This window comes from Acidovorax sp. K2F (genome assembly GCF_025246485.1).
GTDB classification, from domain to species: domain Bacteria; phylum Pseudomonadota; class Gammaproteobacteria; order Burkholderiales; family Burkholderiaceae_C; genus Acidovorax; species Acidovorax delafieldii.
In genome coordinates this window covers 78,835-97,879 of sequence record NZ_JAOBSQ010000060.1, presented here as the reverse complement: position 1 = coordinate 97,879, position 19,045 = coordinate 78,835, and the positions used below count along the sequence as shown (strand labels likewise).

Sequence of the window (19,045 nt, the reverse complement as noted above, 5' to 3'; positions counted from 1 at the left end):
GGGCCTCGGGGTCCCTCGATGGTCGCACAAGACGGCTTGGCGCCAGCATTGGAGTGAAAACGGCAGGACGCGCTAGTGCAATATGCCTGAGTAGCTATCATTTTGATAACTTCAAGCGCTCAAACCCCATGCGGCAGCACCGCCGCCAGCGCCTCGCGCATCCAGCGCGCAATCAGCTGCTGGCGCTCGCGCGGCATGCGGTCCACGGTCGATGCCACACTGATCGCTGCCACGGGTTCGCCCGCCGCGTTGCGCACGGCCATGCCAGCCGCCAGCACGCCCTGCGTGGCATGGTTGCCCACCACCGACCAGCCGCGCTCGCGCGTGGCGCGCACCAGGATCTGCAGGCGCTCGGGCGTCATGCCGCCGTAGCGCGGCAGCTCTTGCGCGTTGGCGTCGATGCAGGCCTGCACCTCGGCACCGGGCAGCGCGGCCAGCAGCGCCAGGCCCGCCGCGCCCACGCCCAGCGGCTGGCGCGTGCCCACCTGGATCACCAGGATCTGCACTGGGTGCGTGCCCACATGGCGTGCAATGCAGTGCGAGGTGGGGCCTTCGCGCACGATGGCAAAGGCTGCGTCACCACAGGCGCGGCTCACGCGTTCCAGCACGGGCGCCAGGCGCACGGCCAGGTTGGGCTGGCCCGGGGGCTCGGCCAGGGCGGCCAGGCGCGGGCCCGCCACGTAACGAAAGCGCCCACGCTGCGCCACGTAGCCGCTCTCCATCAGCGTGGCGAGCAGCCGGTACACGGGGGCCCGCTCCAGCGCGGCGGCGCGGCACAGGTCCACCACGCGCGCACCGTCGCGGCCATGGGCCAGCACGGCGTCCAGCACCTGCAGGCCGCGCCGCAGCGTGCGGCTGCCGGGGTCTTCGACCGGCTCGTCGGGGGTGTGTGCACTCGCATTTTCGTCCGGCTGCCGGACGTTTGAATTCGCAGGTCGGGAGGGCATGGGAAAGAATTTGTTGGTCAACGCCACCAGTGCGCAGTGTGCCGCAGGGCGTCCAGACGGCATTTTTCCAAGAACCAACGGAGACAGACACCATGAGCCCACACACCCCCGCCGCGCTGGGTCAGCGCAAAGCTTCGCCATCCCGGCCACGCCGTGCCCTGCTGGCGCTGGCGGCCACCCTGGCCTGCGGCGCTGCCATGCCGTTGCAGGCCCAGCCCAATGCGTCCGGCTGGCCCACCAAGCCGGTCAAGCTGGTGGTGGGCTATGCGGCGGGCGGCGCCACGGACGTGATTGCACGCCTGGTGGCCGTCAAGCTCGGCGACCAGCTGGGCCAGCCGATGGTGGTGGACAACCGCGCCGGGGCCAACAGCAACGTGGGCGCCGAGGCCGTGGCGCGCGCGCCGGCCGATGGCTACACGCTCTACGTCTACACCATCGCCAACACTATCAACGCCACGCTGTACCCCAAGCTGGGCTATGACCCGGTCAAGGACTTCGAGCCCATCGGCATGATCGCCAAGATACCGAACATCCTGGTGGTCAACCCCAAGTTGCCCATCAAGAACCTGGCCGACTACGTGCGTTACGCCAAGGAGTCCAAAGACGGCATCACGTTTGCGTCCTCGGGCAGCGGCTCGTCCATCCACCTCTCGGGCGAGATGTTCAAGATGCAGTCCAAGCTCAAGATGCTGCATGTGCCTTACCGGGGCAGCGCGCCTGCCGTGACCGACCTGCTGGGCGGCCAGGTGGATTCGATGTTTGACAACACCCCGTCGGCCCTGCCGCATGTGCAGGCCGGCAAGCTGCGCGCCATTGCCATCACCAGTGCCCAGCGCTCGCCCCTGCTGCCGGACGTGCCGACGCTGGCCGAGTCGGGCTACGCGGGCTTTGACGTGCAGTCGTGGTTTGGCCTGGCCGCACCGGCGGGCACGCCGCGCGCCGTGATCGAGCAGGTCAACGCAGCCCTGAACAAGGTGCTGGCCCAGCCCGAGGTGCGCACGCGCCTGCAGGAGCTGGCCGCTACGCCCGACGGCGGCACCCCCGACAAGATGCGCCAGTTTGCCGCCGCCGAGATCAAGCGCTGGCGTGAAGTGGTGAAAGAGTCCGGCGCATCGGCCGAGTAACAGATCACCCACACAACCTCCCTGCCTTCATGTTCCCCATCGACTTCTTCTGGCGGGCCGCCCAGCGCTGGCCTGACCGCATTGCCATCGACGCGCCCGAGGGCGCCATCCGTTACGACGCGCTGGCCGCCCGCGTAGCCGCGCTCGCGGCGGGCTTCACCGCTATCGACCCCACGCCCCAAAGCCGTGTGGGTATCTGCGCGGGCAACAGCGCCGACCACATCGCCGCGCTGCTGGCCGTGCTGGCCTGCGGCAAGGTGTGGGTGCCGCTCAATCCCAAGAGCACGCGGCCCGAGATCCGCCGCATCATCGACGCCACCGAGCCCACCCTGCTGGTGCTGGACGTCGCGTGCGCCGACCTGCTCGAAGGCGCGCCCGGTGCCCGCGTGCTGACCGGGGCGCAGGCCGCCGAGGGCGCCGCCGCCCTGGCCAGCCTGGCCGCTGCGCATGCTGGCGCACCCCGCCCGCAGCTGGATCTGCCGGACGATGCCACCCAGGCCGTCAAGTTCACCGGCGGCACCACGGGCGCACCCAAGGGCGTGATGCAGCCCTACCGCGCGTGGATGGCCAACATCACCAACCAGATCCACGCCTGGGGCTTTGACGAGCACGAGCGCTACATCGTGGCCGCACCGATCACGCACGGCACCTCCACATACATCCTGCCCATCCTGGCGCAGGGCGGCTGCCACGTGGTGCTGGCGGGCGCGGGCGCCGAGGCGGTGCGCACGGCGTTCCGCGAGCGCGGCGGCACCGTGTGCTTCATGCCGCCCACGCTGGTCTACATGCTGATGGCGCTGCCCGGCGCGTCGCGCGCGGACTTTCCGCGCCTGCGCCGATTGATCTACGGCGGCGCGCCCATGCCGCCCGACAAGATCCGCCAAGTGCGCAACTTCTTTGGCCCGGTGCTGGGCACCACCTACGGCCAGACCGAGGCGCCGCAGATCCTCACCGTGCTGTGCCCCGAGGACTTCGAGGACGAGCGCAACCTGGCCTCGGTGGGCCGCACCACCTGGTTCAGCGACGTGGCCATCATGGCGCCCGACGGCCGCCTGCTGCCTCCGGGCGAAGTGGGCGAGGTGGTGGCGCGCGGCGACCTGCTGATGACCGGCTACTGGCGCCTGCCCGAGAAGACGGCCGAGACCCTGGTGAACGGCTGGCTGCACACCGGCGACCGGGGCCTGATCGACGAGCGGGGGTTTCTCTACCTCAAGGACCGGCTCAAGGACATGGTGATCACCGGCGGCTTCAACGTCTACCCCGTGGACGTAGAGAACGCGCTGGGCCAGCACCCTGCTGTGCACGAATGCACCGTGTTCGGACTGCCCGACGACAAATGGGGCGAGACCGTGCAGGCCGCCGTGCAACTGCGCACCGGCGAGCACGCGAGTGAGGCCGAGCTGATCGCCTTTGTGCGCGAACGCCTGGGCCCGGTGCAGACCCCCAAGCGCATCCACTTTCACGAGAGCCTGCCGCGCTCGCCCGTGGGCAAGGTGCTCAAGTCTGCCGTGCGCGATGCGGCCCTGGCTGGTACGGCCACTGCCTGAACGAAGGAACCCATTTCATGACCCACCCTGCTTCCAAGACCCCCGTCACCCGCCTGTGCACCCACACCCTCACCAGCCTGCATTACCGCGATGCGGACCTGGTCGAGGACTTGATGGGGAAGAAGACCTTCACTGAGGTGATGCTGATGCAGATCCTGGGCCGCACCCCGCGCGGCGTGGACCTGCGCATCACCGACGTAGTGCTCATCGTGCTCATGGAGCACGGCCTCACGCCCAGCGCCATTGCCACGCGGCTCATCTACATGAGCGCGCCCGAGAACCTGCAGGGTGCCGTGAGCGCGGGCCTGCTGGCCGTGGGCAGCTCCTTCGTGGGCACCATGGAGAACTGCTCGGGCCTGCTCGACCGCATCGCAGCGGCGCAAGACCCTGAGGCGGAAGCGCTCGCCATCGCGCGCCACTACAAGGGCCTCAAATCCCCCGTGCCCGGCTTTGGCCACCACCTGCACAAGCCCGTGGACCCGCGGGCCTACAAGCTGCTCGAAATGGGCCGCGCCGAGCCCGATTTGCGGGGCGACAAGATCCGTGCGCTGGAGACGCTGTCCCAGGCCGTGGATGAGGTGGCTGGCCGCCCCATCACCATCAACGCCACCGGCGCGGTGGCCGCGCTGCTGGGCGAGATCGGCGTGCCCACGGCCGTGATGCGCGGCTTTGCCGTGATCTCGCGCGCGGCCGGGCTGGTGGCGCACATCGTGGAAGAGCAGCAAAGCCCCTCGGGCCGCTTCATCTGGGACACGGTGGAGCACGCCATTCCCTTCGTCGGCGGCAGTGCCGGCCAGGGCACGGACGCATGAGCGCGCAGCCAGGCCATCCTCCCGCCCTGCCGCTCGACCTGTCGGGCCGCGTGGTGTTCGTGGCCGGGGGCGGTTCTGCCGGCCCGGGCTGGAGCATTGGCCGCGCCGCCTGCGTGACCTACGCGCGCCTGGGTGCCAGCGTGTGCGTGGTGGACCGCGACGCGGCCTCGGCCGAAGAGACCACGGCGCTCATCCACGCCGAGGGCGGCACGGCCACCACGCTGGTGGGCGATGTGGCGGATGCGGCCGATGTGCAGCGCCTGTTTGCCGAGGCGCGCGAGCGCTTTGGCGGCGCCATCGACGTGCTGCACCACAACGTGGGCATCGGCAAGACCGGTGGCCCGCTGGAGACGAGCGTTGAAGACTTCGACCGCATCCATTCCGCCAATGTGAACAGCCTGCTGCTGGCCTGCCAGCAGGTGCTGCCCGCCATGGTGGAGCGCGGGCGGGGTTCCATCATTGCGATCTCGTCCATCGCGGGCATGCGCTACCTCGGCTACCCGCACCTGGCCTACGGCGTGACCAAGGCGGCTGTCACGCACTTCACACGCATGGTGGCGCAGCAGTACGCGGGCCAGGGCGTGCGCGCCAACACGGTGGTGCCCGGGCTCATCGACACGCCGCGCATTGCCACCACGGTGGCGAAGATGTTCTCGGACACCAGCCTCGACGAGGCCCGCGCCGCGCGCGCCCGGCAGGTGCCCATGGGCCGCATGGGCACGGCGTGGGATGTGGCGCATGCCTGCGCCTTCCTTGCCAGCGATGCCGCCGCCTACGTGACCGGCACCGAGCTGGTGGTGGACGGGGGCATCACCGGCAAGTTCGTTTGAGAACCTGTTCAAGGTCTTTTCGGGGATCGCATTGGAGTGCAATCGGGATGAGTGGATGCTTCGGATGCGCCGCATGGGCTCATGCCCATGCAAGCGGCCGGGGCGTTCAATCGCCCGATTTCACTCCAACCCTTCGGGCAAGTGCCTTGCCGGGCGGTCTGCGGCGTTGCGGCGCTTGTGGATAGCCGAGCTATCCACTGCACCCCGCGCCTTGCATCCCATCCCGGCAAGGGACTTGTGCGACCCCGAAAAGATCTTGAACAGGTTCTAAGTTCTGCTCAGAACGTGTGCACCACACCGGCCGAGATGCCGGTGGCCGTGGCCTTGTTCGCCGCGCCCTGGAAGCCGTTGCGCCAGCGGGTGTTGTCCAGCTCGGCATACACCTTGGTGCGGCGCGAGAGCTTGTACTCGGCAAACGCCATCAGGCGGCCGTAGCCGTCGTCGGCCGCACCGGTGCGCGAGCGGTCCACCTTGTAGTAGGCCGCTGTCAGGTCCACCCACGGCGTGGCCGCCCAGGTGCCGCCGGCGGACAACACGCGCTGCACGGTGAAGCGGCCTGCGGCTGTCTCGGCCTTGTTGCGGCCGGCGTTGGCAGCCAGGCGCACGCTGCCCCATTGGTACGCGGCGCCCAGGGTGGTGCCGTCGAGTGATCGCTTGTTGGTGTCGTTGAAGCTCTGATAAGCGCTGGACACCACCAAGCCGTCCGCAGCCCACGCCAGTCCCACACCGCGTGACGACAGAGCCGAGGCCTGCGATGCGACTTCGCCAATGCCCCACATGGCACGTGCGGTGAAGCCGCCGAAACGGCCCGTGTACTTCAGTGAATTGTCCAGCCGGTACGAGCCCGAATTGGCGCCTGCGCTGCCGTACTCGATGCCCAGTCCATGCTGGCTCAGCGCCGTCACGCCGATGTTGGGGTTGAAGCTGGCAAAGCGCATGGCCAGCGGATCCACGGGCGAGATGGCATCGGCCAGCGTCGTGGTCTGGCGGCCCAGGGCCAGCGTGCCCCAGCTGCCCTGCAGGCCCACCCAGGATGCGCGGTCGAAGTATTTGGTGGCGTTGGCCGGGGCACCCGTGTCGGCGTTGAGGCCGCTCTCCAGGTTGAACAGTGCCTTGGCGCCGCCGCCCAGGTCTTCGCTGCCCCGCAGGCCCCAGCGGCTGGTGGTGTGGATGCCACTGCCCAGGCTGCGGCTGGAGCCGGCCGTGGGCGCGTTGGATGCGGTGAGGCCGCTGCCGTTGCGCAGGCCCAGGTCCACCACGCCGTACAGCGTCACATCAGTGCCTTGTGCCATCGCGCAGTGGCCGACCAATGCAGCGCAGGCCGCTGCCATCTTCGTTTTCATGGGTGTCTCCTCTTGTTGAAATGCGGGCATGTGTGCCGCTGAGGGGCGGTGGCGCCCCTCTCCCTCTATTTCCCAGAGCCTTCTTCGCAGGGGCTCAATCGGGTGTGAGCTGGGCCTTGACCACCACACCCTTCCACTTGGCGAGTTCCTGCTTCACCGTCAGGGCCAGTTGCTCGGGCGTGCTGGTGTCCACCACCGCGCCTTGCTCCTCGATGCGGCGCACCACGTCCTTGTCGGCCAGTGCGGTGTTCAAGGTCTTGTTGAGCAGGTCGATCACCGGGCGGGGCGTCTTGCCGGGCGCGAACAGGGCGTACCACTGGGTGATCTCCACACCCTTGATGCCTGCCTCCTCCAGCGTGGGCACATCGGGCAGCAGCGACGAGCGCTTGGGCCCGGCCAGCGCCAGGGCGCGCAGCTTGCCGCCCTTCACGTGCGGGTAGGCCGAGAACAGGCTGGGAAACATCACCTGCGTCTGACCGGCCATGGTGTCGTTCATGGCGGGGGCTGCGCCCCGGTAGGGCACATGGGCCATCTGGGCGCCACTTTCGAGCTTGAAGATTTCCGCCGAGAAGTGTGGGGCTGTGCCGTTGCCGGCCGATGCGTAGTTGAAGTCGTGGGGCTTGGCCTTGCTCAGCGCCACCAGCTCGCTCACGGTCTTGGCGGGCACCTTGGGGTTCACCACCATCAGCGTGGGCGAATAGCTCACCATACCTATGGGCTCGAACTGCGTGATGGGGTCGTAGCGCAGCTTTTGCAGCGCGGGGCTCATGCCGTGGGTGCCGATGTAGCCGAACAAGATGGTGTGCCCGTCGGGTGCCGCACGGGCCACGTATTCGGCCGCAATCGCGCCATTGGCCCCCGCCTTGTTCTCCACGATGACCTGCTGGCCCAGCAGGGTGGAGAGCTTGATGGCCACCACGCGCGCCATGCCGTCGTTGCCGCCCCCGGCGGCGGTGGGCACGACCAGCGTGATGGGCTTGTCGGGATAGGCCGCGTGGGCGGTGCCGGCGGCCCAGAAGGTGCTGGACGCAAGCGCCAGCGCAGCCGTGGCCAGCGCCGTGCGGCGCGTGGTGGAGTGAATGGAACGGGTCATGGTTTGTCTCCTGTCGTAATGGTTGGAATCGTTGAAATCGTTGGAAGGGCGCTGCGCAAGCGGCGCCCTGACGAGCGCTCAGTGCGCGGGGGCGCTTTCGGGCACGAACAGCGTGCCTTCCAGAATCTTTCGGGCGGTGCGTACCAGCGCGGCCTGCACCAGCTTGAACTGGCTATCCACCTCGCTGAGCTCCACCTCCACCTGGATGCGGCCTGCCGGGTGCTGCACTTCCACGCGGCGCAGCCCGGCGGCGGGTGCATGCCGCTCGTCGGTGGCCACGGTGCCCGGCAGTACCGAGGCCGCCGCCACGCCAATTGCGCCCGTCACGGCATGCGAGCGGTGGCACTGGTGGGGGGTGAAGTAGCGCGACACCACACTGCCTGGTGATGTGCCCGGCGACACGATCACCGGCTTGGGCAGCACGCTGTGTGTCACATCGCCCATGCCCATGCGCTGGCCTGCTTCGAGGCGCAGTGCCTCGATGCGGGTGAGCAAGGCGGTGTTGGCGTCCAGCTCGGCAGGTGTCTCGTCGCCGCGCAGGCCCAGGTCGGCGGCGCGCAATAGCACCATCACCTGCGCCGCGTCGATGCAGGTGACCTGCAGGCCCTGGATGGTGTCGATGCGCTGGCCGGTGGGAAAGATCTGCCCGGTGACGGCGCCCCAGGCGTCCAGGAAGTTCATCAGCACGGGGGCTGCCGTGCCCTGCACGCCGTCGATGCGCACATCGCCGTCGTAGTGCACCTGGCCGCCCGCCGTGCACACCTGCACGTCGATGCGGGAGCGGGTGTTGACGTTGTAGACCCGCACGGTGGTGGTCTGGCCTTCGCGGTCTGCGGGGACCAGCCCCTGCTCGATGGCAAAGGGCCCCACACCGGCCAGCATGTTGCCGCAGTTGGGGCGTGTGTCCACGCGGGCCTCCTGCACGCTGACCTGGGCAAACAGGTAGTCCACATCGCAGTCGGGCTGCGTGGAGCGCGAGACGATGGCGACCTTGCTGGTCAGCGAGTTGCCGCCGCCCAGGCCGTCGATCTGCAGCTCATGGGGCGATCCCAGGGCCGCAATCAGCGTGCGGTCGCGGGCTTCGGGGTCGCGCGGCAGCCAGTCGGCCAGGAAGAACGGCCCCCGGGAAGTGCCGCCACGCATCAGAACGCAAGGAATGTTGGTGCTCATGGGTCGGCATGGTGCGACGCCTTCGATGATCTGTGAATTGCATTGTTGGCAACGATTGATGCATGCTGTGCAATAGGCTAACGCGGCTTGTACATGCTCCAATCACGGCCGTGAATTGCAATGTTCTGATCGTTTGATGCACGGCTTGCAACGCTGATAACACCCCGAAGCGCACTGGAAGGACGCCGCGATGAACAACAAATTCGACCTTGCCGACATCCAGGCCTTTGCGGCCGTGGCCGAGCTGCAGAGCTTTCGTGCGGCCGCCGAGGCCATTCACCTGTCGCAGCCCGCTTTCAGCCGCCGCATCGACAAGCTCGAAGAAGCCCTGGGTGTGCGCCTGCTCGACCGCACCACGCGCCGCGTCACGCTCACGGCCGTAGGTCGCGACTTTGCGCGCAAGACCCGCGTGTGGCTGGACGACCTGGACGGCATGCTCATGGGCCTGGGCGATGTGGCCGCGCGGCGCATGGGCGAGGTCACGATTGCCTGCGTGCCGTCGGCCGTGTATTACTTCCTGCCTCAGGTGGTCAAGCGCTACCACGAGCGGTTTCCGAAGATCCGCGTCAAGGTGCACGACGCCAGCGCCAACGAGGTGCTGGTGGCCGTGGCGCAGGGCGATGCGGACTTCGGCCTGAACTTCATCGGCAGCCAGGAGGCCGAGATCGAGTTCAAACCCGTGCTGGCCGAGCGTTTTGTGGCCGCCTGCCGGCGCGACCATGTGCTGGCGCGCCGCAAGAAGGTGACCTGGGCCGAGCTGGGCCAGCACGACTTCATGTCGGTGGGCAAGACCTCCGGCAACCGCCTGCTCATGGACCTGGCACTGGCCAACGTGCCCGACCGGCCGCAGTGCCTGTACGAGGCCAAGCACGTGACCACGCTGCTCGGGCTGGTCGAGGCGGGCCTGGGCGTGGCGGCCGTGCCCAGCCTGGCCATGCCGGGCAAGGACCACCCCACGCTGGTCAGTATTCCGCTGGTAGAGCCCATCGTCACGCGGCAGATGGGGCTGATCAAGCGCCGGGGCAAAACCCTGTCGCCTGCCGCGCAGCAGTTGTATGACCTGCTGGTGGCTACGCGTTCTGCGCGCCCGCGCAGTGCCCCGGCGGCATCAAAAATACAATCGGGGCAATGACTTCCCCTACCAAACAGCGCGTTGTCGTCGGCCTTTCCGGCGGCGTGGACTCGGCCGTGACCGCCTACCTGCTCAAAAAGCAGGGCCATGAGGTGGTCGGCATCTTCATGAAAAACTGGGAAGACGATGACGACAGCGAGTACTGCTCGTCCAACATCGACTTCGTGGATGCCGCCGCTGTGGCCGATGTGATAGGCATCGAGATCGAGCATGTGAACTTCGCGGCCGACTACAAGGACCGGGTGTTTGCCGAGTTCCTGCGCGAGTACCAGGCCGGCCGCACACCCAACCCCGATGTGCTGTGCAACGCCGAGATCAAGTTCAAGGCCTTCCTGGACCACGCGATGCGCCTGGGGGCGGAGAAGATCGCCACCGGCCACTATGCCCGCGTGCGGCACAACCTGGCCACGGGCCTGCACGAACTGCTCAAGGGCCTGGACCCGAGCAAGGACCAGAGCTACTTTCTGCACCGCCTGAACCAGGCGCAGCTGTCCAAGACCCTTTTCCCCGTGGGTGAGCTGCACAAGACCGAAGTGCGCCGCATTGCCGAGGAGATCGGCCTGCCGAACGCCAAGAAGAAGGATTCCACCGGCATCTGCTTCATCGGTGAGCGGCCCTTCCGCGAGTTTCTGAACCGCTACATCAGCCATGCGCCCGGGCCCATTCTGGACGACCGGGGACGCAAGCTGGGCCAGCATGTGGGCCTGAGTTTCTACACGCTGGGCCAGCGCCAGGGCCTGGGCATTGGGGGCGTGAAGGAAAAAGGCGCCCAGCGCGGTGGCGGCGCGCACGAGCCCTGGTTCGTGGCCCGCAAGGACCTGGAGAAAAACACGCTGCGGGTGGTGCAAGGTCACGACCACCCCTGGCTGTTGTCGCACCGCCTGGTGGCGCAGGACGTGAGCTGGTGCGCTGGCCAAGCCCCGGCGCCCGGCGGCTATGCCGCCAAGACGCGCTACCGCCAGCAGGACGCAGCGTGCGCGCTGGAGACCGTGCCGGACGGCTTTGCGCTGCAGTTCCCGGACGCTCAGTGGGCCGTGACGCCCGGGCAGAGCGCGGTGCTGTACGACGGTGATGTCTGCCTGGGCGGTGGCGTGATTGCTGCCGTGGAGGGGCTGCCGCAGCCCACCGGCCATGCGCCGGCGGTGCAGCCAGCCATGGCCCGTTGATGCTTCAAAATTGATAGCTGTCAGGGCAATGGAATCTAGCGCTTGCGCCTGATTTGTCTTGAAACTCTCTTTCCAGATGCAAAAAAGCCGGGGCGGTGATCGCTCCGGCTTTTTTGTGGGGCGGTGCCCTGGTGTGTCAGTCGTCGTTCGTGGCGAGGCTGATCAGGATGCGCAGCACGTACCAGAGCATGAGCGCAATCGATGCGAACAGGTGCAGCGCTGCGCCGGCGGGGCGGTCTGCAGGGTAGTCGTGGATGATGCGCGAGGTGTCGTACAGCACACAGGCGCCCGCAAACAGCACCATGAGCCCTGAGAACCAGATGCCCAGCTTGAAGCCGAAGATGGCGCCCGCGATGATGGTGCCCAGTGCCACCAGGCCCGCCACCTTCAGGATGCCGCCCAGGAACGAAAAGTCGGTCTTGCTGCTGAACGCCGTCCATGTGAGCGCCGCCACCAGCAGCAGCGTGATGAAGGCGGCAGCGCCGATGGCGCCCGGCACCAAAAGCTGGGCAATGCCGAACATCGGGGCAAAGATGAGCCCTTCCGCCAGCACGTAGAGGCCCAGGCCCATCAGCTGTGTCTGAGGGTTGTCCGAGTTGTCGGCGAGGTGCGATGCCAGCCAGCCCACGAGCATGAAAGCGCCCATGACCCCCAGCCACAGGAATTTGCTACCGCTGGCCATGAGCATCTTGGCCGCGGCGGTGGAAAGTCCGCTCACCATCAGTACCGCCGACAGCACGACAAAGGCCAGAATGGCCACGCCCAGGTGCTTGTAGGTAGAGACGATGAAATCGCGCCGCTCCATCGGAGCGCCCGCAGGGGTTTGTGGCGAAAGTGCGTTGGGGTTCATGGTGTGGTCCTCCGTAGTGAGCGCGCAGGTTGGCGCAAACGATGGGAGGAGCGCGCCCCGGGCGCTGCCCCTCCCTCCCTCTCTCTTTTTATGGGGTATGGCCGTCAGGCGGCGGCCAGCTGGTGTGCTTCGTCGGCGGCGCGCAGCTTGCGGTTGGACCACACGCCTGCCGCTCCCACCAGCGTGAGCAAAATGGCAAAGATCCAGGTGCCTGCGCCGCTGAAGGACTGCGCGGAAGAGGCGGCTTCGGCCTGCAGCCGCTGTTTGGTGGTGTCGTAGCTGATGACGGTCGCGCCGTCTGCCGATACTTCATAGACCAGGTCGCTATCGCTGCCATCGACCAAGGCGGTGACTTTTTCGTCGATCAGGTTGCCCACCAGCTGCTGCGGTGTGCTGTGGTCGATGCGCAGCTTGCGCGCCTCGGCACCAGCGGTGTCGGGCTGGACCGTGATTTCGTAGTACTTCTTGGTCGTACGACGCTTGCGCTTGACGGTGACTTCAGAGGCCTGCGTCACGGTACCGGACACGGTCTGCAGACTTTCGCGCGCCACGTAGGCGTGGCCGTCTTCCGCCTTCCAGCCGCTGTACACCGACAGCCCGATGAGCCCCGGGCCCGCCAGCAGCAGGAGCCACGCGTAGCCAGTGACAAATATCAAAATCTTTCGGACGAACCCCGGCATCACAACCCTCTCTCTTTTCAGTTTGGAATATTGATTTTGGTAACTGCTGGCCGCCGGGTTTTGCACCTCTTTGGCGAGCCAGTCCGCGATGATCTTTGATATTTCCGTATCGGATGTAAGGAATTGTTGATTTGTCGCGGTGATGCCGAACTGGACAAAACTGAGAAGCGGCGCCCGTGAGTGCCGTTGTAAAAGCCATCGCTCCATGGCCGCGCTGGCGCTTGTGAGTCGGGTGGGCCCCAGCACCTCCTGTTGCGAGTTGCTACGTTTTGACGCCCACAGGCGACGTTTTCCGTGGGGTCGGGCATGCCTTGCGCACAGGCAAAAAAAAGCCCACACCTTGCGGGTGCGGGCTGGGGACTGAGTCCGGTGCCAGAAGCTGTCAGAACGGAATGTCGTCGTCCATGTCGTCAAATCCGGAGGCCGCGCGCGGTGCCTGTGCCACGGGAGCGGGTGCAGGGCGCTGAGCGGGGGCGGCCATGGGGCGCGGCGCTGGCGCTGCACGGCGCGGGGCCTGGTCGTAGCCACCCTGGTCGCCACCGTAACCGTCGTCGTATCCACCGCCTTGCTGTCCGCCGCCCTGTCCGCCACCGCCCATGCCCTGGCGGCTGCCCAGCATCTGCATCTGGTCGGCGCGGATCTCGGTGCTGTACTTCTCAACGCCGCTCTGGTCGGTCCACTTGCGGGTGCGCAGGCTGCCTTCTACATACACCTGCGAGCCTTTGCGCAGGTACTGGCCAGCGATTTCGGCGAGGCGGCCGTTGAAGACCACGCGGTGCCACTCGGTGGCTTCCTTCATTTCGCCAGACTGCTTGTCTTTCCACTTGTCGGTGGTGGCAATCGTCACGTTGGCCACCTGATCGCCGCTGGGGAAGGTGCGCATTTCAGGGTCGCGGCCCAGGTTGCCGACGATGATGACTTTGTTTACGGATGCCATGGTGCTGTCTTTGCCTTTAAGGGATAAAAGCGCCGGATTTGGAGAGAGATTCCAGGCGCCAAACGCGCCATTGTGCCGCAACCGGGGGGCAATGGAAGCCCTGACGGCGTGGCACGGCTTGGCGGTTCAGTGCCCGCCACGCCCCACGGGCCGCAGCGGCCAGGTCAGCACCAGCCACAGAGCCGTGAGCGCCGTGGTCACGGCAAACAGGCCTGGAGCCCCGGCCCATTTCACCAGCGCGCCACCCATCGCACCGCCCGCAAACAGGCCTAAAGACTGCAGGGTGTTGTAGCTGCCCAGCGCGGCGCCGCGCAGCTGGGCTGGCGCCATGCGCGACACCAGACTGGGCTGGCTGGCCTCCAGCGCATTGAATCCGCAGAAAAAGACGAACAGCAAAGGCCCCAGCACCCACAGCGTGGCAGGCACACCGCTGGCCGCCAGCAGGCCCAGCCCCGCCTGCACCACCAGCACCAGGGCAATGGCTCCGAGCAGGGCTGCGCGCAGTCGGCCCGCACGCTCCAGCGCAAACAGCCCGCCCATGGCGGCAAACGACAGCACCACGGCGGGCAGGTACACCTGCCAGTGGTGGTCTTTGGTGAGTCCTGCCTGTACCAGCATCGCGGGCACGGCCACCCACATGGACAGTTGCACGGTGTGCAGCACAAACACGCCGAGGTTCAGGCGCAGCAGGTCAGGGTGTCCCCACACATCGGCCAAGCGGCCCCGGGGGGCGTTCCGATGCAGCGCAGGCTCGGGCGGTACCCACCACACCACCACGGCCACACCGGCCAGGGCCAGCGCACAGGTCAGGCCAAACAGCCCCGCCAGGCCGATATGGGCAGCCAACATCGGTGCCGCCACCAGCGCCACGGCAAACATCAGCCCGATACTGCCGCCCACCAGCGCCATCGCCTTGGTGCGCACGCTGTCGCGTGTTTGGTCGGCCAGCAGGGCGGTTACGGCTGCCGACACGGCCCCCGCGCCCTGCAGCGCCCGGCCCAGCAGCAGTCCGGTCAGAGAATCCGCCAGCGCGGCCATCAGACTGCCGCCTGCGAAGACGAGCAGGCCGAGCACGATCACCCGCTTGCGCCCGAAGCGGTCGGAAGCGATGCCCAGCGGCAGCTGCAGGACTGCCTGCGTCAGGCCGTAGATACCCATGGCCAGACCCACCAGTGCAGGGTCGTCGCCGCCAGGGTACTTGCGTGCCTCCAGGGCAAACACGGGCAGCACCAGGAACAGGCCCAGCATGCGCAGCGCAAAAATGAGGGCCAGGCTGACGCTGGAGCGACGCTCCAGCGCGGTCATGGGGGTGGCGGGTGCAGAGTGCTGCGGGGCAGCTGCGGCTGTCAGGGAGGAATAATCCGGCACGGTGGTGCGCTAAGGTCCGGTAAGCAAAAGCGAGATTTTCGCGCATTGGCCCTGACGGCCCATTGCAGCCGGCCCTGTGGCCCTGACTTTCAGCCGGAATCCTGCTTGGAATGCCGATCCATCCACAGTATTCGTGCGGCGAGTGCGGCCAGCAGGCCCAGTGCCCAGGGGTTGTCCACGGGGGTGGGAACGTGGGAGCCGTCGTGGGAGGTGGCGCCATGAGGGGCCCGAGGCGCTGGTGCCGCGGATTGGAGCTCCTGGGCCGCTGTGACGTCTGGGGTGCACAGCAGGGCCACGGCAGTGGTTTCGCGCGGCGCAGGTAGGGGCAGGGCTTCGGTACCGGCCTTGGCTGAGAGGGCTGTGCACAGGGCCGCTCCTGTCCAAAGCAAGTGCCGTAAGGGCGCGGTGGCACGTCGGTGTAGCTGCCCTGCACACTGTGGCATGCCTGTCGAAGAAATACCAAAAATCGCCTGCAGTGCTGACCTGTATTGCATCGGTAGCTATCTTTTTTGATTTGTTTTGCGCCCCAGTCCCACCCACAGAGGCAGCGCCAGCGTCAACACAGTCAGCGCCCAGGGCCCCAGTGCGGGTACGGAGACTGGCCCTGTCCCCCCACCCGCTCCCGCCAGCAGCACGGGCAACCCGGGGTCGGTGATGTGGCCGGGCACGGCGTCGCTATCGCCAAGGCCACCGTCGGTCAACGTTAGCGTCACGCTACGGCGGTCGGGGGCGAACACCGCCGTGCTGCCGGGCAGCGCATACCAGTGGGGCTGGGCGCAGGCCGCTCCGTTGCAGTTCAGGCCCTGGGGGCTGGGGCCGTATTTGAGGTACACCGCACCGGCCGGAACGGGCTCGCTGTAGTGCACGGTGAATTGGGCACTGGAGCCTGCGCTGCCGCCGCTGAGCACCAGGCGCAATGCCCGGTGCTGCGTACTTGCGCCGCCAGGCAATGGTGCGGGTAGCGCGGCGTCGAGGACCGCTGTGTCCAGGCCCCAACCCTGGTTGGTGGCTGGGTCAGGCAGCGCGAGCGATGTGCGCAACCCTCCGACGCCGGACAGGGGCCAGGGCGCGCTGCATTGGCGCGAGTCGGCCCCACCGTTCTGGCCCGCGCAGGTCCAGGCAAAAGCCCCTGAGGCCGCGGCCACGCTGCCTGCTGCACCTGCGCTGCACAGGCCGGCCGTGGGTGGGGTGATGCGCTCCTGCCCGTCTGCCGCACCACAGGCTCCGTCGGCGGGCGGAGAGACGAAGGCGAAGACCGCGCCGCTCAGTACGGCCGTGCCGCTCTCCGCCACCACCTGCACGGTGGCATTACCTGCCGCATGAGACGGGGTGAGCACATCGATGCGGGTGTCGTCCACTGCATTGAAACTGCTGGCGGCCACGCCGCCGAAGCTCACGCGCGTCGTACTCAGCAGCCCGCTGCCACGCAGCGTTACAGGGGTGCCGCCCGTGGTGGGCCCGGTGGTGGGGCTGGCACTGGCCAGCACTGGCGCCGAGGCATACAGGAAGAATCCCTGGGCCGTGCCAAGGCCGGTTGTGACTTCCACGCCTGCCGATTGCAACGGCGCCGGGGGCGGAATGGCGGTCACCTGCGTGGCACTGTCTACAGTGAAGGAGAGGGCGGACTGACCAGCAAAGCGCACCGCCGTAGTCCCCGTGAGATTGGTGCCGGTCAGTACCACTGGTACCCCGCCCGCAGGGGGATTCCAGCGCGGTGCCACGCTGGTGACGGTGGGCCGCAATTCAGGCGGCACGGTGTAGGTGAAATAGCCCATGGGGTGCGGCATATGGGCGATGGGCGTGGAGATCTCGAACATCACCGTAAGGCCTGCCGGCTGGGGCGGCGCGACAGCGGTGATCTGCGTGTCGCTGTCCACGGTGAAGCGGGTGGCGGGTTTGCTCCCGAACAGCACCGTCGTCGCCCCGGTGAACCCGCTGCCGGTGATGGTGACCTCGGTGCCGCCGAGCATTGAACCTTCGCCGGGGCCCAAGTTCGTGATGTTGGGCTGGGGCACATAGGTGTAGCTGCCTGCCGCCGCCGTGCCCAGGGCGGTGATTAGTTCCACTGCGACGGTGCCACGGGCATGGGCAGGCGTGGTGGCCGTGACGCGGGTGCCGCTGCCGTCGACGATGAGGTTGGTGGCATCCACGCCGTCAAAGCGAACGGCCGAGGTGCTGCCCAGGTTGGTGCCGGTAAAGACGACCTGGGTCCAGCCCATGGTCAGGCCCTCGGTGGGCGCAAAACTGGTGACGGTGGGCCGCAATTCAGGCGGCACGGTGTAGGTGAAATAGCCCATGGGGTGCGGCATATGGGCGATGGGCGTGGAGATCTCGAACATCACCGTAAGGCCTGCCGGCTGGGGCGGCGCGACAGCGGTGATTTGCGTGTCGCTGTCCACGGTGAAGCGGGTGGCGGGTTTGCTCCCGAACAGCACCGTCGTCGCCCCGGTGAACCCGCTGCCGGTGATGGTGACCTCGGTGCCGCCGAGCATTGAACCTTCGCCGGGGCCCAAGTTCGTGATGTTGGGCTGGGGCACATAGGTGTAGCTGCCTGCCGCCGCCGTGCCCAGGGCGGTGATTAGTTCCACTGCGACGGTGCCACGGGCATGGGCAGGCGTGGTGGCCGTGACGCGGGTGCCGCTGCCGTCGACGATGAGGTTGGTGGCATCCACGCCGTCAAAGCGAACGGCCGAGGTGCTGCCCAGGCTGGTGCCGGTAAAGACGACCTGGGTCCAGCCCATGGTCAGGCCCTCGGTGGGCGCAAAACTGGTGACGGTGGGTTGAGCACAGGCCAGCTGCGGGCTGCACAGCACGGTAGCGAGCACGGCTGCAGCCAGTTTGCGGATGAATTGCATGGGGGAGTGCGCAAGGGGGGAACAGGCGGTGACCCATGCTAGGCGCGGCCGTCACTTCGGCTTGACTGTGCGTCTCAACGTTTTTGACCGGCTGTTTCGGCGGCATGCAGGCGCCGGGCGCAGGGTTACACCTGCAGAGTGCGCACCCAGTTCGCGTATTCGACTGTGGAGGGGGCTGCCTGGCTGGCAGTACCTGCTGCGGCGGCCAAGGCGCCGCCCGCCATGGCCCGCACATCGCTGGGCGTAAGGCCGAAGGCCGCACGGAAGGTCCGGCTGAAATGTGCCTCGCTGGAGAAGCCGCTGCGCGTGGCGACCTCGGCCACCCGCAGACGGCGATTGGCGGGGCTGGCCAGCGCATGGAAGGCGCGCAGCAGCCGACGCTGCTGTACATAGTGCGCCACACCGCCCAGCGGCTCGAACAGGCGGTACAGCAGGCTGCGCGAAATACCGAAGTGTTGGCACAGCAGCTCTGGGCGCAGCGGCGCTGCCAGGTTCTGCAAGATGTGTCGCTGGATGCGTTCCAGCGTCACCCCCTGCAGCTCGACCCGCGCCTGGGCATGGGTGTGGCGGCTTGGCCGTAGGCACGCGGCCAGCATCTGGGTGGTGGCTTGCACAACGGCTGGGGCCTCTGCGAGCGTCACGTCCGGCAGGCGTTGATGCAGAGACTGAAGATAGTCGCTGAGCAGTCCGCCCAGGGCCGTACCCTGCCGCAGCACCGTGCCATGAAGGTCAGCGTCGCGCCCGCCGAAAGACTCGGCGGCGATCTCGCGCGGCACCACTAGCGACAGCACATGCGAGGGCTGGGCATAGGTGCGTTGCGTGCGCCCCAGGTCGAACACGGTGATGTCGCCCGGGCGCACCTCCATGTCCACGCCGTCATCATGCTGGCCGACAAAGCCACCGCTGCGGTACCACTGCACCAGGTAGTGGTCCACACCGTCGCGCGCTACGCGGGGCGAACCGCGTGAGAACTGCTGGCGCCCGAAGTTCAGGTCTCCCACCAAGAGCGCACCCAGGTGGCGGGCGGTGACTGAGGCCTGGAAGTCCTTGGGAGGCTCGTGCCCCACGGGAGCCACATCGAAGATCACCGAGATGCTGCAGCGCCAGGCTTCGAAGCGCTCATCACCCACCAGCTGGTCGGTAGCGAAGACGGTGGAAGGCAACGGTCCGGTGGATGGCATCGCAGTCCCG

At 67.4% G+C, this 19,045-nt stretch carries 16 protein-coding genes; 6 read left to right on the top strand and 10 right to left on the bottom strand.

What is annotated here, in order from left to right; all coding sequences use genetic code 11:
* Positions 1-119 precede the first annotated feature (119 nt).
* Positions 120-947: an IclR family transcriptional regulator gene (locus N4G42_RS24130; RefSeq protein WP_260668977.1), complete on the bottom strand. Its 828-nt coding sequence runs from the start codon at positions 945-947 to the stop codon at positions 120-122.
* A 92-nt stretch (positions 948-1,039) separates the two neighbouring features.
* On the opposite strand from N4G42_RS24130, the gene N4G42_RS24125 reads away from it, so the two are divergent.
* Genes N4G42_RS24125 through N4G42_RS24110 form a run of 4 tightly spaced genes read left to right on the top strand, consistent with a single transcriptional unit; the run spans position 1,040 to position 5,260 of the window.
* Complete coding sequence (locus N4G42_RS24125; protein WP_260668976.1) at positions 1,040-2,071, top strand: tripartite tricarboxylate transporter substrate binding protein; 1,032 nt, start codon at positions 1,040-1,042, stop codon at positions 2,069-2,071.
* A 29-nt stretch (positions 2,072-2,100) separates the two neighbouring features.
* Complete coding sequence (locus N4G42_RS24120; protein WP_260668975.1) at positions 2,101-3,618, top strand: class I adenylate-forming enzyme family protein; 1,518 nt, start codon at positions 2,101-2,103, stop codon at positions 3,616-3,618.
* Between the two features lie 17 nt (positions 3,619-3,635).
* Positions 3,636-4,430 carry a citryl-CoA lyase gene (locus N4G42_RS24115; protein ID WP_260668974.1) on the top strand — a complete coding sequence of 265 codons (795 nt, stop codon included), beginning with the start codon at positions 3,636-3,638 and terminating at the stop codon, positions 4,428-4,430.
* Positions 4,427-5,260: an SDR family NAD(P)-dependent oxidoreductase gene (locus tag N4G42_RS24110; protein ID WP_260668972.1), complete on the top strand. Its 834-nt coding sequence runs from the start codon at positions 4,427-4,429 to the stop codon at positions 5,258-5,260. The genes N4G42_RS24115 and N4G42_RS24110 overlap by 4 nt, the downstream gene beginning before the upstream one ends.
* A 278-nt stretch (positions 5,261-5,538) precedes the next feature.
* Here the strand turns inward: N4G42_RS24110 and N4G42_RS24105 are convergent, their stop codons facing one another.
* The 3 genes from N4G42_RS24105 to N4G42_RS24095 all read right to left on the bottom strand — a co-directional run bounded on the left by N4G42_RS24105 (position 5,539) and on the right by N4G42_RS24095 (position 8,866).
* Complete coding sequence (locus N4G42_RS24105) at positions 5,539-6,603, bottom strand: porin (RefSeq protein WP_260668971.1); 1,065 nt, start codon at positions 6,601-6,603, stop codon at positions 5,539-5,541.
* A 94-nt stretch (positions 6,604-6,697) separates the two neighbouring features.
* Entirely contained in the window at positions 6,698-7,696 is a 999-nt protein-coding gene (locus N4G42_RS24100) for a Bug family tripartite tricarboxylate transporter substrate binding protein (protein WP_260668970.1), read from the bottom strand.
* Positions 7,697-7,774: 78 nt separating this feature from the next.
* A complete protein-coding gene (locus N4G42_RS24095) occupies positions 7,775-8,866 on the bottom strand; it encodes a 4-oxalomesaconate tautomerase (protein ID WP_260668969.1) in 1,092 nt (363 codons plus the stop codon).
* Positions 8,867-9,056: 190 nt separating this feature from the next.
* Here N4G42_RS24095 and N4G42_RS24090 point away from each other — a divergent pair, with 190 nt between their 5' ends.
* Both N4G42_RS24090 and mnmA read left to right on the top strand, forming a co-directional pair.
* On the top strand, positions 9,057-9,998 hold the full coding sequence (locus N4G42_RS24090; protein WP_108499773.1) for a LysR family transcriptional regulator: 942 nt from the start codon (positions 9,057-9,059) through the stop codon (positions 9,996-9,998).
* Positions 9,995-11,164 carry a tRNA 2-thiouridine(34) synthase MnmA gene (gene mnmA / locus N4G42_RS24085; RefSeq protein ID WP_260668968.1) on the top strand — a complete coding sequence of 390 codons (1,170 nt, stop codon included), beginning with the start codon at positions 9,995-9,997 and terminating at the stop codon, positions 11,162-11,164. Before N4G42_RS24090 ends, mnmA begins: the two co-directional genes overlap by 4 nt.
* A 136-nt stretch (positions 11,165-11,300) precedes the next feature.
* Here mnmA and N4G42_RS24080 read toward each other — a convergent pair whose 3' ends face one another.
* From N4G42_RS24080 to N4G42_RS24055, 6 genes are all read right to left on the bottom strand, one after another.
* Positions 11,301-12,014 (bottom strand): Bax inhibitor-1 family protein, encoded by a 714-nt coding sequence (locus N4G42_RS24080; protein ID WP_056056682.1) that lies wholly within the window; start codon positions 12,012-12,014, stop codon positions 11,301-11,303.
* Between the two features lie 104 nt (positions 12,015-12,118).
* Positions 12,119-12,694: a hypothetical protein gene (locus tag N4G42_RS24075; protein ID WP_099731734.1), complete on the bottom strand. Its 576-nt coding sequence runs from the start codon at positions 12,692-12,694 to the stop codon at positions 12,119-12,121.
* A gap of 382 nt (positions 12,695-13,076) precedes the next feature.
* Positions 13,077-13,631 carry a single-stranded DNA-binding protein gene (ssb, locus tag N4G42_RS24070; protein ID WP_056056677.1) on the bottom strand — a complete coding sequence of 185 codons (555 nt, stop codon included), beginning with the start codon at positions 13,629-13,631 and terminating at the stop codon, positions 13,077-13,079.
* Between the two features lie 126 nt (positions 13,632-13,757).
* A complete protein-coding gene (locus N4G42_RS24065) occupies positions 13,758-14,936 on the bottom strand; it encodes an MFS transporter (RefSeq protein ID WP_056742744.1) in 1,179 nt (392 codons plus the stop codon).
* A gap of 563 nt (positions 14,937-15,499) precedes the next feature.
* Positions 15,500-17,854, bottom strand: a complete 2,355-nt coding sequence (locus tag N4G42_RS24060; protein ID WP_108498782.1) for an IPT/TIG domain-containing protein — start codon at positions 17,852-17,854, stop codon at positions 15,500-15,502.
* 125 nt (positions 17,855-17,979) lie between these two features.
* Positions 17,980-19,035 (bottom strand): helix-turn-helix domain-containing protein, encoded by a 1,056-nt coding sequence (locus N4G42_RS24055; RefSeq protein ID WP_260668967.1) that lies wholly within the window; start codon positions 19,033-19,035, stop codon positions 17,980-17,982.
* Positions 19,036-19,045: the final 10 nt, after the last annotated feature.